Origin of the sequence: Clostridium sp. AM34-9AC, assembly GCF_003480225.1 — a bacterium.
GTDB classification, from domain to species: domain Bacteria; phylum Bacillota; class Clostridia; order Lachnospirales; family Lachnospiraceae; genus Acetatifactor; species Acetatifactor acetigignens.
On sequence record NZ_QUIU01000011.1, the window covers coordinates 37,669 to 50,716 of the forward strand.

Consider the following 13,048-nt stretch of genomic DNA (forward strand, 5'->3'; position numbering starts at 1 on the left):
TACAATTGCGTCTATGTAGTTGTAGGGTTTCGTTTTGCCATGAAATCGTAAATAAGCTGCGTGAGTGCTTGCACGCAAAGCAGTGTATTTACGATTCCATGAGCGAAGCGTCTTATTCATGAAATAAAAGATGAGCCGCGGTAGCGGCGTCGGCTGCGAAGCAGACGCTTTTATGAATGGATAAGAGCAAAACGAAATGTTTATAGAATTTTAATAATTATGTTGCAGAAAATATGCATTGACAGGATACGATAAACGTGGATAAGGCAGAGGGGCTTTATCCCATACGAAAGGTGTAAGGTGTGGACCATGGAAAAAAGGGTTGCAGTATACAATAATAATACAGGTGTAGTAGAGACAATGAGTTCCCTTCTCGCAGGAGAAGGCTTAAAAATGGTGGCAGTGACGGGGAGAGCACAGTTACAAGAATTACTGCGGGCACAGGAGATCCAGCTTCTGCTGCTGGATGTAGAACTGGATGGCAGAGGCTGGGGAGAAGGCATTGAGATGATCCATGACATCCGTAATATGACTACGATCCCCGTTATTATCATTTCCGCACAGGATGCGGAGACTGCCAAGATCATGGCGCTGAATGCCGGTGCAGATGATTATGTGACGGTGGGGTATAATCCGTTGGAACTGTTAGCCAGAGTGAAATCACAGCTTCGCCGGTATACACAGCTGGTCAATCTGTGTGAAAGTATTGATAGTATTTATCGCGTGGATGGGCTGGAGATCAATGACCGGAACCGTACGGTAACGGTAGACGGTCGTGAAGTGAAGATGACACCCATTGAATATAAGATCTTACGCCTGCTGGTGCAAGAGCGGGGAAAGGTATTATCCATCAGCCAGATCTATGAGTCTATCTGGCATATGCAGGCTATCGGTGCGGACAATACCATTGCGGTGCATATCCGCCACATCCGTGAGAAGATCGAGAGCAATCCCAAGGAACCCAGATACCTGAAAGTGGTATGGGGAACCGGATATAAGGTAGGATGAAAAAGATTGTTAATAAGTGTGTCCTCTGCGTCAGCAGGGGACATTTTTGTCAAAGCTTGATCGGCGAGATGCTTGACAAAGCAATACAAATGCATTATTGTACTAATTAAATAATACAAGCGAAACAAGGATGGAGCATAAGGATGCAGACAGAAGTAATGCAGGAAGGGAAAATACAGGGGAAACGAGGAATCAACAGTGCAGTGCTGAAAAATATCGCGGTAGTGACTATGTTGATCGATCACATCGGGGCGGTGATTATGACCAGGATGCTGATCCGAAACGGGCTGTATGAAGCTATGGTGAATCAGGAGGCCTATACTGCCTGGATGGGGCAGAACGGTGGAATGTACGGCATCTACATGGCAATGCGTATCATCGGCAGACTTGCATTTCCGATTTACTGTTTTTTACTGGTAGAGGGATTCCAAAAGACTCACAATGTGAAAAAGTATCTGGGCAGGATGTTTTTATTTGCACTGATTTCGGAGGTACTCTTTGATCTGGCATTCAGCGGCAAGGCATGGTATCCGGCATATCAGAATGTATTTTTTACATTGTTATTGGGGCTGCTGGTGATCGCGGGACTTCATCTGGTGGAACAGCATTTTGCGGGTACAACGGTTGGAAAAACGATTCTGCGCGTGGGACTGAATGCCGTTATTATTCTGACAGGATGTGTACTGGCATTGGTTCTTAAGACGGATTATGATTTTAAGGGGATTTTGGCAATCACTGTACTTTATCTGTTCCGTAACCGGAAGAAAGCACAGATGTGGGCCGGTGTCATCATTTTTTTATTGATGGACAGCCTGGAGATGTTTGCAGCACTTTCCTTTATTCTGATCTGGTTCTACAACGGAACGAGAGGGCGGCAGAATAAATATTTCTTTTACTTTTTCTATCCTGCGCATCTTCTGCTCTTATGGCTGGTATGTGTGGCAATGGGAATTGCGGGAATTCCTGCAATCTGACGAACAGCAGGATGCTCTGTGGATAGTAAAGTGGAAGACGGGGAAGACAGTGACATGGAGGATATGGCGTATATGGAAGAGAAAAAATGGAAGATAGGGGACAGCGAAGAATTGATCCGGGTACAGGAGATCAGCAAGACATTTCATCTGTCGGCAAAACAGCAGAAACTGGAGCATAGCACGGCGAAGACGAAGACTGCCGTGAATCAAGTGAGCTTTTGCGTAAACAGAGGGGAAGTGTTTGGACTTTTGGGACCCAACGGTGCCGGTAAGACCACAACTCTTCGGATGCTGGCAACGCTGATCCGACCGGACAGCGGGGATGCGGTGTTATCCGGCAGCAGCATTGTGACACAGCCGGAGGAGGTACGGCGTAAGATCGGCTTTCTGACCAGTGAACTGAAGCTGGAGGATTTTTTTACCCCGGATTATCTGTATGACTTTTTCTCTGAATTGTACGGTATTCCGACAGACAGACGGGACGCCAGAAAACGCATGCTGTTTGCACGGTTCGGCATTCAGGAGTTTGCACAGGTGCGCGTCAGGGATCTGTCCACAGGAATGAAGCAGAAGGTATCCCTGGTGATCTCACTGGTGCAGGATCCGGAGATCATAATTTTTGATGAACCCACCAACGGGTTGGATATTCTGACGGCGAAGGTGGTGACGGATTTTCTTTTGGACCTGAAGGAGCAGGGGAAGACCATTATCATATCAACGCACATTTTCAGTCTGGTGGAGAAGATCTGCGACCGGGTGGGAATTATTATTAACGGTCGTATGGCAGCCTGTGAGGACCTGCGGACGCTTTGCGGTGATAAGAGCCTGGAGGATCGCTTTTTTGAAATCTATGAAGCGGTGAACGGGGAGGACGAGAACCATGACAAATAATACGATTACGGTAATGAAAAAAGAACTGGCAAGATTTTTCGGAGACAGAAGGCTGGTAATCACGACACTTTTGCTCCCTGGAATCATGATCTATGTGGTGTACAGTTTTTTGGGAAGCGCCATGATGAAGTCCATACTTCCGGAAGAAGCTTACGTGGCGAAAGCTTATGTGGTGGATATGCCGGAGTCGTTAAGAGAAGAACTGCGGGAGCTTAAGGTAGACTGGCAGCCTGCTGACAGAGAGCAGCTGACACAGATGCGACAGGAGATACAGGACAAACAGGCAGACGGACTGGTAGTATTCCCGGTGGATTTTGATCAGGCAGTGGAAAACTATCAGGTGCAGAGTGGGAAACCGGCGCCCAACGTGGAGATCTATTACAATTCCGCGGAGACGGAATCCACTCATTTTTACAATGAAGTGTCGGACATTTTGGAGGCATATGAGACATCTATATCCAATAAGTTAGACATCAATGCCGGGGATTCCGTGTATTACGATTGTGCCACCAGCAAAGATACTACGGGACAGATGTTTTCGATGATGATGCCCCTGCTGCTTATGATGTTTTTATACAGTGGATGCATGTCCGTGGCACCGGAATCCATCGCCGGGGAGAAGGAGCGTGGTACCATAGCGACCTTGCTTGTAACTCCCATGAAGAGGAGCTCTCTGGCACTTGGCAAAGTATTTTCCTTAAGCATTATTGCACTTCTGGCAGGTTGTTCCAGCTTTATCGGAACCTTTGCGGCACTGCCGAAAATGATGGGCGGGGAACTGACCGGGGTAGATTCCTCGGTGTATACGCCTATGGATTTTGCAATGCTGCTTCTGATCATTTTGTCTACGGTAATGGTGCTGGTATCCATGATCGCACTGGCCTCCGCTTTTGCAAAAAGCGTGAAAGAAGCAGCTACGACAGTCTCACCTTTTACCATCGTGGTGACCTTTATCGGACTGAGCCCCATGCTCAGTCAGGGAAAAGAGATTCCGCTGTACCGGTATCTGATTCCGGTATATAACAGCGTACAGTGCATGAACGGTATTTTTTCTTTTAGCTATCAGCCGGTGGAAATTCTTTTGACCGTGATCGTGAATCTGTGTGTGGCGGGAGTGTTGGTATTCGGACTGACGAGGGCATTCCAGAGCGAGAAAGTGATGTTTGGGTAAGAGCATAGTATTTTATAATTATTGACTATAAAGTGAGAAATGTGTACAATGATAACTATTCGGAGCAACGTAAATTCGAGCAAAAAGAAAGCACCGCAGGGGCAATTTTGCGAATGATGCTCTGAATACAGAAAATGGAGGAAAATAATACATGCAACTGCCTATTTTTGAGAAATACATTGATGAACTGATCGAGAAGAGTACGTTGGATGTTCCCGCATGGAACATTGAGAAGGCGAGAGAAGGAAAAGCTGCCGGCTGGAATTATATTGACGGCTGCATGATCCTGGCACTTTTGGAGATTTACAGCGCTACCGGAGAGAAGAAGTATTACGAATTTGCAGATGCATTTATTGACCACAGAGTACAGGAAGACGGTACGATTACGAAGTATTCCGTGCAAGAATATAATATTGACAATGTCAATGCGGGAAAGACCCTGTTCGCATTGTATGCCTTAAATGGCAAGGAAAAATACCGCAAGGCGATCGACCTGATCTACAGTCAGGTGGAGACGCAGCCCCGTACCGAGGAGGGCAACTTCTGGCACAAGAAGATCTACCCCAATCAGGTATGGCTGGACGGTATGTATATGGGACAGCCCTTTTACATGGAATATGAAACTAAATTCGATGCCAAGAAGCACTATGATGACATTTTCCATCAGTTTGCCAATGTCGTAAAATATATGAGAGACCCCGAGACCGGATTATACTATCACGGTTATGATGCTTCGAAGAAAGCTTTCTGGTGTGACAAGGAGACCGGCCTGTCACAGAATTTCTGGCTGAGAGCACTGGGCTGGTATTCCATGGCATTGTTAGACACCTTGAGCAAATGTGAGCCGGGAGAAGAGTACAAGGCAGAGTATGACAATCTGAAGAAGGTATTCGTGGATCTGATCGATTCCATGTTAAAATTCCAGGATGAGAGCGGTATGTGGTACCAGCTTCCCGCACTGGGCGGCAGGGAGCCGAACTACTTAGAGACCAGCGGAAGTGCGATCATGGCTTACTCTCTGCTGAAGGGCGTGAGACTCGGATTTTTACCGGAGTCTTACAGAGCCTATGGTTTAAAGGCATTCCAGGGTATCTGTGACCGCTATCTGAAGGAGAAGGACGGACATTTAAGTCTCGGCGGTATCTGCCTCGTAGCAGGACTGGGACCGGAGGATAACCGCCGCCGTGACGGCAGCTTCGAATACTATATGTCAGAGCCCATCGTGGAAGACGATGCCAAGGGTGTGGGACCGCTGCTTTTGGCTTACACAGAAATGAGAAGACTGGATGACTAAATGAAGTCAGGCGGAATGATGAAGAACGATAATAGAAATGATAGAAGAGCGTCCAGGACTGCGAATGGGACGGGGAAGACCAAAGTGACGGGAAAAATCAATGCGGCGGGAACCCCTAAAGTGATGGCAGACAAGGAAAAACAGACACCCGTAGGACAGGGACGGGAAAAGACGACCGTGAAAAATAAGAGCGGCATCTGCCCGGTAGCCGACAAGTGCGGTGGCTGTAGCTGGATCAATCAGCCGTATGCAGAACAATTAAAAAAGAAAGAAAAGCAATTAGGGGAGCTACTGGCCCCCTTTTGCAAAATAGAGGGCGTGATTCCCATGGAGCATCCGGAGCATTACCGAAACAAGGTACATGCGGTATTCGGCGAGAACCGGTATCACGATGCCATCTCCGGCATTTATGAACAGAAGAGCCACCGGATCGTTCCCGTGGACAGCTGCCTGATCGAGAATGCCAAGGCGGATGAGATCATTGTCTCTATAAGAGGGCTGCTGAAATCTTTTCATATCCGCCCTTACAATGAGGACACCGGATACGGACTGCTGCGCCATGTCCTGATCCGCACCGGACATGTCACCGGCCAGATTATGGTGGTACTGGTGCTGGCTTCCCCGATCCTGCCCTCCAAGAATAATTTTGTGAAGGCACTGCTGAAGCTTCACCCGGAGATTACTACCGTGGTCATCAATGTTAACAATCGAAATACCAGCATGGTACTTGGCGACAAGGAGCATGTGATCTACGGCAAGGGATATATTGAGGATGAACTGTGCGGAAAGAGGTTCCGTATTTCTCCCAAATCCTTCTATCAGGTGAATCCGGTACAGACCGAGATACTCTATGGGAAAGCTTTGGAGTATGCCGGACTCACCGGCAAAGAGACTGTGGTGGATGCCTACTGCGGAACCGGAACCATCGGTATGATCGCGAGCGATAAGGCCGGCAAGGTCATCGGTGTGGAGTTAAATGCCGATGCTGTACGGGATGCCCGCAACAATGCCAAGGCGAACCAGATCCGCAACATCCAGTTCTACCAGAACGATGCCGGGAAATTCCTGGTGGAGATGGCGGCACAGGGCGCTAAAGTAGATGTCGTCCTGATGGATCCTCCCAGAAGCGGCAGCACCGAAGAATTCATGAGCTCCGTAGTCCAGATTGGTCCCGAACGAATCGTCTACGTCTCCTGCAATCCCGAGACACTGGTCAGGGATTTGAAGTATTTTAAGAAGAAGGGTTACCGCGTGTCGAAGGGCGTGGGCGTGGACATGTTCCCGTTCACCGATTCGTTGGAGGCAGTCACCCTGCTGGTCCGGCAGAAGAAGTAACTGAAAAGTCAGTTTGGTGTAAATAGTATAAAAACATTGAATTCCGTACAAAAAAGTTCCGAAATCAGGAATTTTTGTACGGAATTTCTTTTATTTGCGTACTTGGCGAAAATAAAGCATTTCTATAAGACAAAATCACCTGCTTTTGTATTTTTTTTCGCTAATATTGGTGTTTTAAATACAAGAAAATTCGTAGGGATTGAAATGATATATGAGAAATTTCGCTCTGAGCTTTCTGATGAACAAAGTAATTTCATAGAAAATTATATGGAAATTGTTGACCATGCACATTTTCAGGAGGAACAAAAACAGAATAAAGAAGAAATATCTTTTACTTCTGCAAGCTAAGGATTGTATTTACTTTTACGCTTAAATACAATATAATTTAAGCACAAAAGCAAATATCAAGGATAAGGAGGATAGCTATGGCAACATCAGATATTTTGGAATCGCTAATTGAAAAAGACAATGGATATTTGATTACATCGAAGGCTGTTGAATCAGGTGTATCAAAGCCATCTGTCTCAAAATACGTCAGAGAGCATGATATGGAAAAAGTAGCACATGGCATTTATATCTTAGATAATGTGTGGCCAGATGAGTTGTTTGTACTGCAGCAACGAAATAAGAATATTATTTATTCGGGCGAGACCGCCCTTTATTTGCATGGTCTTAGCGACAGAGAATACAATCATATTTGTTTCACTGTTCCTACCGGGTATAATGCAACACATATCAAAAAGAAAAACAAAGAAGTTCGTTATGCAAACCCAGAGATTCTTGATATGGGAACTTGTGAAATCCCGTCAAGCAGCGGTAATTTGGTTAAAGTATATGACAAGGAGAGATGTATTTGTGATTTGATTAAAGATCGAAAGAAATATGAAATTCAGTTATATCAGACAGCAATCAAGGAATATATGTCCTCGAAGGAAAAGAATCTTTCAAGATTGATTGAATATGCGGTTAAACTTGGAGTAAGGGATGAAGTGATGATGTATGTGGAGGTAATGGTATGATTCATACAGCGAAACAACTTAAAGACAAAGTAAAAAACATGTCCGGCGGAAATAGTGAAGTTGCGCAAGCGTTAATTAGAACATATTTTATGGAAAGGTTCTTAGAAAGAGTTTCTGTTTCTGAATACAGGAATAATTTTATTCTGAAAGGCGGAATGCTTGTCGCTTCTATTGTTGGTGTAGACATGAGAGCTACAATGGATATCGATACCACTGTGAAAGCATTACCTCTTAATGAGAAGAATGCTAGAGCAATCATTGAGAGAATCGGTGAGCTTCAGCTTGAAGATGGGGTAAAATTTAAGATTACATTAGTAAAAGAAATCATGGAAGAATTTAATTATCCTGGCATTAGGATGATGATAGAAGCTAATCTGGAACGAATGAGACAACCTTTTAAGATCGATATTTCTACGGATGATGCAATCACGCCAGGTGCAGTGGAGTATAAATACAAGCTGATGTTTGAAAACAGATCAATTTCAGTTTTGTCGTATAATCTTGAAACTCTTCTTGCAGAAAAGATGCAAACGATTTTGGCAAGAGGACTTGCGAATACCAGAATGAGGGATTTTTATGATGTATATGAGATTATGAATTCAAAGGCTGATCAGATAAGCTTTGATGTTTTGAAAAAGGCATTTGCGGCTACTTGCATGAAGCGTGAAACTTCTTTTGGCGAGGAGGAAGTGAGAGAAACCTTAGACAAGATTAAAGATGATTCTGGACTCGAAGAAATGTGGAATCGTTTTAATCGTGTAAACTATTTTGTTGATGATCTTTCGTGGGGAGAAGTATTGGAAACAATAGTAGATAATATTGAAGAAATTGCAGTCAGTTAATTTCGAGGCAAGCCAGTTTGAAACATCAATCCAATACTATGATTGTGCTGATGGAATTTATCAGAAGCAGCTTCAAATCCGTTTTAAACTGATTGGTAAACTGAATATCGTATTTCATACGTCGAGAGCTGCCTTAAGCGCATCCATACTGGAATAACGCGGAGCAGAAGGATCCTTCATCATTTTTCTGCCTTCCTCAATGGCAACTGCTGTCGTATCATTCGGTACTTCCAGTTTTAATTCAAAAGGAATACCATGCTCACGGATAGCGGTTCTCAGGAATATATTTACAGCAGTTGTCATATTCAGACCAAGTTTATTGAAGATTTCCTCTGCCTGGTCCTTGATTGCCTTGTCTGTACGAATATTTAAATTAGTTGTTGCCATACAGAACACCTCCCATTCAAGTATAGTATGCTCAAATATGCACATGATGTCAACACAATGTCATCATAAAAGAAACATAAACTCTGCTAAAATGCATCGAAATCCTTATGCGTAGCGATCTGTGCATAGCCTTTGGCTTCACATAGACCAGGTTTCTGCCGGAAGGTAGTGTGATAAAAAGCATGCCCCTGCGGCAGTAAAATGTAAGAACGTATCCGGTTGTCGTGTGCTTATATTTCACGGCTTCTGTGACAGCATGATCTACAGCCCACCAGAATTGTACGATGTGTGGGTTTGACTGACGCCAGGCATCTACAAGGGTAGGAATGTCGAGTGAAAGCGTATCTCCGGCTGCATGATATTTGCATCCGATGCAGTCTCCATCGCATTCCCAGAGATGTTTTTTGCTACACATACAACGATGATGGTGCTGCTCTTTATGACGGATGCGGTCGGCCTCCTTATAGAAAGCATCACGCTGTTCCTTTGTGACAGAGATATTCTCTCCTGTAGAGCGAAGATAGATGAATGGTGTACTAAGATTTTTGTGATTTGCCATAAATTTTCCTCCTGTGATTGGTTTTGTTGAGCAATCGCAGGGGCATTTGGCTATCACGAAATTCTTATCTTCCTATCATCACAAAACGTTGCGTGCAATTGAAAAGAAGTGTGGATTGTGATATACTTTATTAAGGTTTATTGGGGTTTGGTCTGATTTGTATACCAGAGAAAATCCTGCATCAAAATAAAAAAGTCCCTGTGATTTGCTCACAAGGACATCCAATAGTTGCTTGAGTTAACGTGTCATAGTTGGCATAGTTAGTAGAGTTGTGATTTTGAAAAAGAGGCACAATCAATGACAAATAGTGAGAATATAAGACTCTGTGGCGGCACGTTTTTCACCTTACTGCTTGAGGATAGAAAGCCACGGGCCGGAGTAAGAGAACATTACGCGGGAGAAAAGGATGGGCTGTCTGAACCAGAAGTATTGATAGGATTATCTAAGGTCTTGGTTCCTGATTTTCAGGAGCCGCTAGAAAGTATGATGACAACCATTAAAGGGAATACGTCGGAATACAAGAGCTGCAAAAACAAAGGAGGCACTTATTTCCCTTTTGGCAATAGCCACTGAAAACCATAGTTATGGGAAAACCGATGAAGCGCATTATGCTCACTATGGAATTATCACCGATATAAAAGTTCAAGATAAAGGAATAAAGATATACTATCAGTTTTTGAATTCGATTCCACAGCAGAAACTAAATGAGCTTTTATTTGAATTAGGCCTGCGGGGGAATTCAAGTTTTCTCTATGTAATACAGCTCGCAGGCAGCAATGAATGGAGGTAGAAAATGAGCAAGGAATACGAAGAAATGAACGTAGAAAAATGGGTAAACCTTGAGGATGTAGCAGTACATTTGAGTCTCAGCCAGGATACCGTCAGGACATGGATAAAAGAAGGAAAGCTGCCTTTTTACAAAGCAGGTAAGAGATATAAGTTTAAAATTTCCGAAGTTGATGAGTGGGTTAGAACAGGGAAAATTACGGAATAAAGGAAAAGAGGTGCGGGAAAATCCACAATAGCCAGATCTCTTCGTGATAATACAGGAATAGAATGGAAAAATGGCAAGTCAGCATCAGACTATGATGTGCTTACATACAATACAGAATTTATTGATGCCAATTTCGCCAACTATGGAAATCTGGCCGGTGTATTTACCGTTTGCGAAACAAATATAGAAGTGCCAAAAAAGATAGAGGCCCTTCAAGCTGATAAGAGTGCGGTTGCGGAAGAGTATAAAAAGAAGTCCGTAGCAGCTGAATCAAAGCAAAACACTTAGACCAACATTTGATGCAGACGGGATTTGATGCAGAGCAGATAAAAGAAGTGTTCAAGATGATTTTTGAGGCAATGCAGCAGGAACAGCATTACAAAATGATGATGAATGTGGAGTCCTGATTATGGGCACGGTAAGAATTAAAATAGATTTAGACAGGGATATCTGATCCCGATGAACGGAGGATACAGCAATGGCTGAAAAGCAGACAATTGACGCAATGTGGGACGACTCCCCTGTTGACGTTTCTACAGAGGTGAATTTTATCTGGTCTACCGCAAACAAGCTGCGCGGCACTTACCAGAGTGACAAATACAAGGATGTCATCATTCCGATGGTTATCATCCGTAGATTTGAGTGTGCATTGGCACCAACAAAACAGAAAGTAGTAGATCAGTTCAAGGCGAATCCGGCATATCCGGCAAAGGCGATGTATCGTGTATCTGGATATCAGTTCTACAACACCAGTGAGTTTGATCTTGCAGAGCTGGTAAATGATGCGGACCATCTTGCAGCGAACTTCAAATCCTATATTCAGGGTTTTTCTGCAAATATTCAGGATATTATTAAGAGCCTGGATTTTGATAAGCAGATTGACAAAATGGACAAGAACAATCGTCTGCTCAGTGTGGTGAAGGCTTTCTCGGAATTGGATTTGAATCCGGTGACAATCGATAATGTAAAGATGGGATACATCTTTGAAGATTTGATCAGAAGATTTTCAGAAAATGCGGAGGCGGGTGATCACTATACCGGTAGAGACATCATCAAGCTGATGGTCAATATTCTGCTGGCAGAAGGCTGTGATGATATCTTTGATGATGGAAAGGTCATCACAGTATTGGATCAGGCGTGTGGAACCGGCGGTATGCTTTCCACCAGCTACAACTTCATCAAGCGCTACAATCCGTCTGCGGATGTGCGCCTGTTTGGACAGGAAATCAATCCGGAATCATATGCGATCTGCTTGGCTGAGATGATGATTAAAGGTCAGAACGCAGAAAACATTTGCTATCAGGACACGATGAAAGCTGACCGATTCAAGGGAACCAAGATGCGTTTCGTCATTGAAAACCCACCATTCGGTACACCATGGGGTGGTAAAGATGCAGCGGAAGGTGTGGAACAGGCAGTTAATGATGAATATACAAAAGGCTTCGACGGTCGCTGGGGTGCGGGTCTTCCTGGCTCTGGCGATATGCAGATGTTGTTCTTGCAGTCTGCTATAGATAAGATGGACGACAATTTTGGCCGTGCTGCGATTATTGAAAATGGTAGTCCACTGTTCTCTGGTGGAACTGCTTCCGGTGAAAGCCAGGTCCGTCGTTGGATGTTGGAAAACGATCTGATTGAGGCAATTATTGCACTACCTACGGATCTTTTCTACAACACAGGTATCGCTACATACATCTGGGTACTTTCTAAGAATAAGAGACGTGAAAGAAAAGGTAAGATTCAGCTGATCGATGCGTCTGGTTTTTATGGAAAATTGAGAAAGGCACTGGGCAATAAGAAAAACGAGATTTCATCGGAAAATCGTACGCAGATCACGAAGCTATATGCAGATTTCGCTGAAAATGAGTATTGCAAGATCTATAGAAATGAGGAATTTATCTACCGCGAGTACACGGTGATGCAGCCTCTTCAGAGAAGTTATGCCATTACAGAAGATAGAATTGAAGCAATGCTGTCAAAAGGCTCTCTTTCTTCCCTTTACGACCAGGCGAAGGTGGATGAGCTGGAGAATATGGAAGAGCTGTCCGGTAAGGATTTAAAGAAGTTGGAAGCTTATCAGAATAACCAGCCACTCTACGAAGCAATTATTGCGGCGCTGCAGGCGGCAATATCAGAGCAGGTTTATGATTCACCAAAAGCATTTATGCCGGTGCTGACAAAGGTCCTTGCAAATGCAACAGCAGATAAGAAGCTGCTTGATAAGATTGCGGATGGTTTGTCTGTCATGGATAAGGATGCTGAAATTCAGAAAGATAAAAAAGGCAATATTCTCTTTGATAAGGAAACCAAAGATACAGAACTGGTGAAATGGGAAGAAAGCATCGACGATTATATGGCGAGAGAAGTACTGCCGCATGTCCCGGATGCTAAGGCATTCTTTGAAGAGGATCTGGGCAAAAAGAAACCAGTCATAAAGACTGGCGCAGAGATTCCGTTTACACGCTACTTCTATAAGTATCAGCAGCCGACACCAAGCGAAGAACTGGAAGCGAAGTTCATGGATCTGGAGCTTTCAGTTTCTGAACGTGTGTCAAAGTTGTTCGAGTAAGGCGG

Annotated in this window: 15 protein-coding genes and 1 pseudogene; 14 read left to right on the top strand and 2 right to left on the bottom strand. The window is 44.1% G+C overall.

What is annotated here, in order from left to right; genetic code table 11:
• The first annotated feature begins 309 nt into the window (after positions 1–309).
• From DW835_RS08245 to DW835_RS08285, 9 genes are all read left to right on the top strand, one after another.
• Entirely contained in the window at positions 310–1,008 is a 699-nt protein-coding gene (locus DW835_RS08245) for a response regulator transcription factor (RefSeq protein WP_118546370.1), read from the top strand.
• A gap of 143 nt (positions 1,009–1,151) precedes the next feature.
• Positions 1,152–1,982, top strand: a complete 831-nt coding sequence (locus DW835_RS08250; RefSeq protein WP_243037096.1) for a TraX family protein — start codon at positions 1,152–1,154, stop codon at positions 1,980–1,982.
• A gap of 18 nt (positions 1,983–2,000) precedes the next feature.
• The gene (locus DW835_RS08255; RefSeq protein ID WP_243037097.1) at positions 2,001–2,873 is read left to right on the top strand and encodes an ABC transporter ATP-binding protein; all 873 of its coding nucleotides are present in this window, start codon (positions 2,001–2,003) and stop codon (positions 2,871–2,873) included.
• Positions 2,863–4,044 (top strand): ABC transporter permease, encoded by a 1,182-nt coding sequence (locus DW835_RS08260; RefSeq protein ID WP_118730944.1) that lies wholly within the window; start codon positions 2,863–2,865, stop codon positions 4,042–4,044. The genes DW835_RS08255 and DW835_RS08260 overlap by 11 nt, the downstream gene beginning before the upstream one ends.
• Positions 4,045–4,195: 151 nt before the next feature.
• The gene (locus tag DW835_RS08265) at positions 4,196–5,338 is read left to right on the top strand and encodes a glycoside hydrolase family 88 protein (RefSeq protein WP_347559364.1); all 1,143 of its coding nucleotides are present in this window, start codon (positions 4,196–4,198) and stop codon (positions 5,336–5,338) included.
• Entirely contained in the window at positions 5,339–6,673 is a 1,335-nt protein-coding gene (gene rlmD, locus DW835_RS08270) for a 23S rRNA (uracil(1939)-C(5))-methyltransferase RlmD (protein WP_118730945.1), read from the top strand. It abuts the gene before it with no gap.
• Positions 6,674–6,775: 102 nt separating this feature from the next.
• Complete coding sequence (locus DW835_RS17970) at positions 6,776–7,021, top strand: hypothetical protein (protein WP_118730946.1); 246 nt, start codon at positions 6,776–6,778, stop codon at positions 7,019–7,021.
• Between the two features lie 77 nt (positions 7,022–7,098).
• Complete coding sequence (locus DW835_RS08280; protein ID WP_118730947.1) at positions 7,099–7,692, top strand: AbiEi antitoxin N-terminal domain-containing protein; 594 nt, start codon at positions 7,099–7,101, stop codon at positions 7,690–7,692.
• Complete coding sequence (locus tag DW835_RS08285) at positions 7,689–8,534, top strand: nucleotidyl transferase AbiEii/AbiGii toxin family protein (protein ID WP_118730948.1); 846 nt, start codon at positions 7,689–7,691, stop codon at positions 8,532–8,534. The genes DW835_RS08280 and DW835_RS08285 overlap by 4 nt, the downstream gene beginning before the upstream one ends.
• A gap of 114 nt (positions 8,535–8,648) precedes the next feature.
• Here the strand turns inward: DW835_RS08285 and DW835_RS08290 are convergent, their stop codons facing one another.
• Together DW835_RS08290 and DW835_RS18385 are read right to left on the bottom strand one after the other, a co-directional pair.
• On the bottom strand, positions 8,649–8,921 hold the full coding sequence (locus tag DW835_RS08290; RefSeq protein WP_118730949.1) for a type II toxin-antitoxin system RelB/DinJ family antitoxin: 273 nt from the start codon (positions 8,919–8,921) through the stop codon (positions 8,649–8,651).
• 49 nt (positions 8,922–8,970) lie between these two features.
• Complete coding sequence (locus DW835_RS18385; RefSeq protein ID WP_243037098.1) at positions 8,971–9,480, bottom strand: hypothetical protein; 510 nt, start codon at positions 9,478–9,480, stop codon at positions 8,971–8,973.
• 297 nt (positions 9,481–9,777) lie between these two features.
• Here DW835_RS18385 and DW835_RS08300 point away from each other — a divergent pair, with 297 nt between their 5' ends.
• The 5 genes and pseudogenes from DW835_RS08300 (at position 9,778) to DW835_RS08320 (ending at position 13,043) form a co-directional block, all read left to right on the top strand.
• Positions 9,778–10,053, top strand: a complete 276-nt coding sequence (locus DW835_RS08300; RefSeq protein WP_118546376.1) for a hypothetical protein — start codon at positions 9,778–9,780, stop codon at positions 10,051–10,053.
• On the top strand, positions 10,037–10,270 hold the full coding sequence (locus DW835_RS08305) for a hypothetical protein (RefSeq protein WP_118730950.1): 234 nt from the start codon (positions 10,037–10,039) through the stop codon (positions 10,268–10,270). The genes DW835_RS08300 and DW835_RS08305 overlap by 17 nt, the downstream gene beginning before the upstream one ends.
• Before the next feature lie 3 nt (positions 10,271–10,273).
• Complete coding sequence (locus DW835_RS08310; RefSeq protein WP_118546378.1) at positions 10,274–10,474, top strand: helix-turn-helix domain-containing protein; 201 nt, start codon at positions 10,274–10,276, stop codon at positions 10,472–10,474.
• A 21-nt stretch (positions 10,475–10,495) separates the two neighbouring features.
• Positions 10,496–10,762 (top strand): annotated as a pseudogene (locus DW835_RS08315) (hypothetical protein); the annotation flags it as partial.
• Between the two features lie 190 nt (positions 10,763–10,952).
• Entirely contained in the window at positions 10,953–13,043 is a 2,091-nt protein-coding gene (locus tag DW835_RS08320) for a class I SAM-dependent DNA methyltransferase (RefSeq protein ID WP_118730952.1), read from the top strand.
• Positions 13,044–13,048 lie beyond the last annotated feature (5 nt).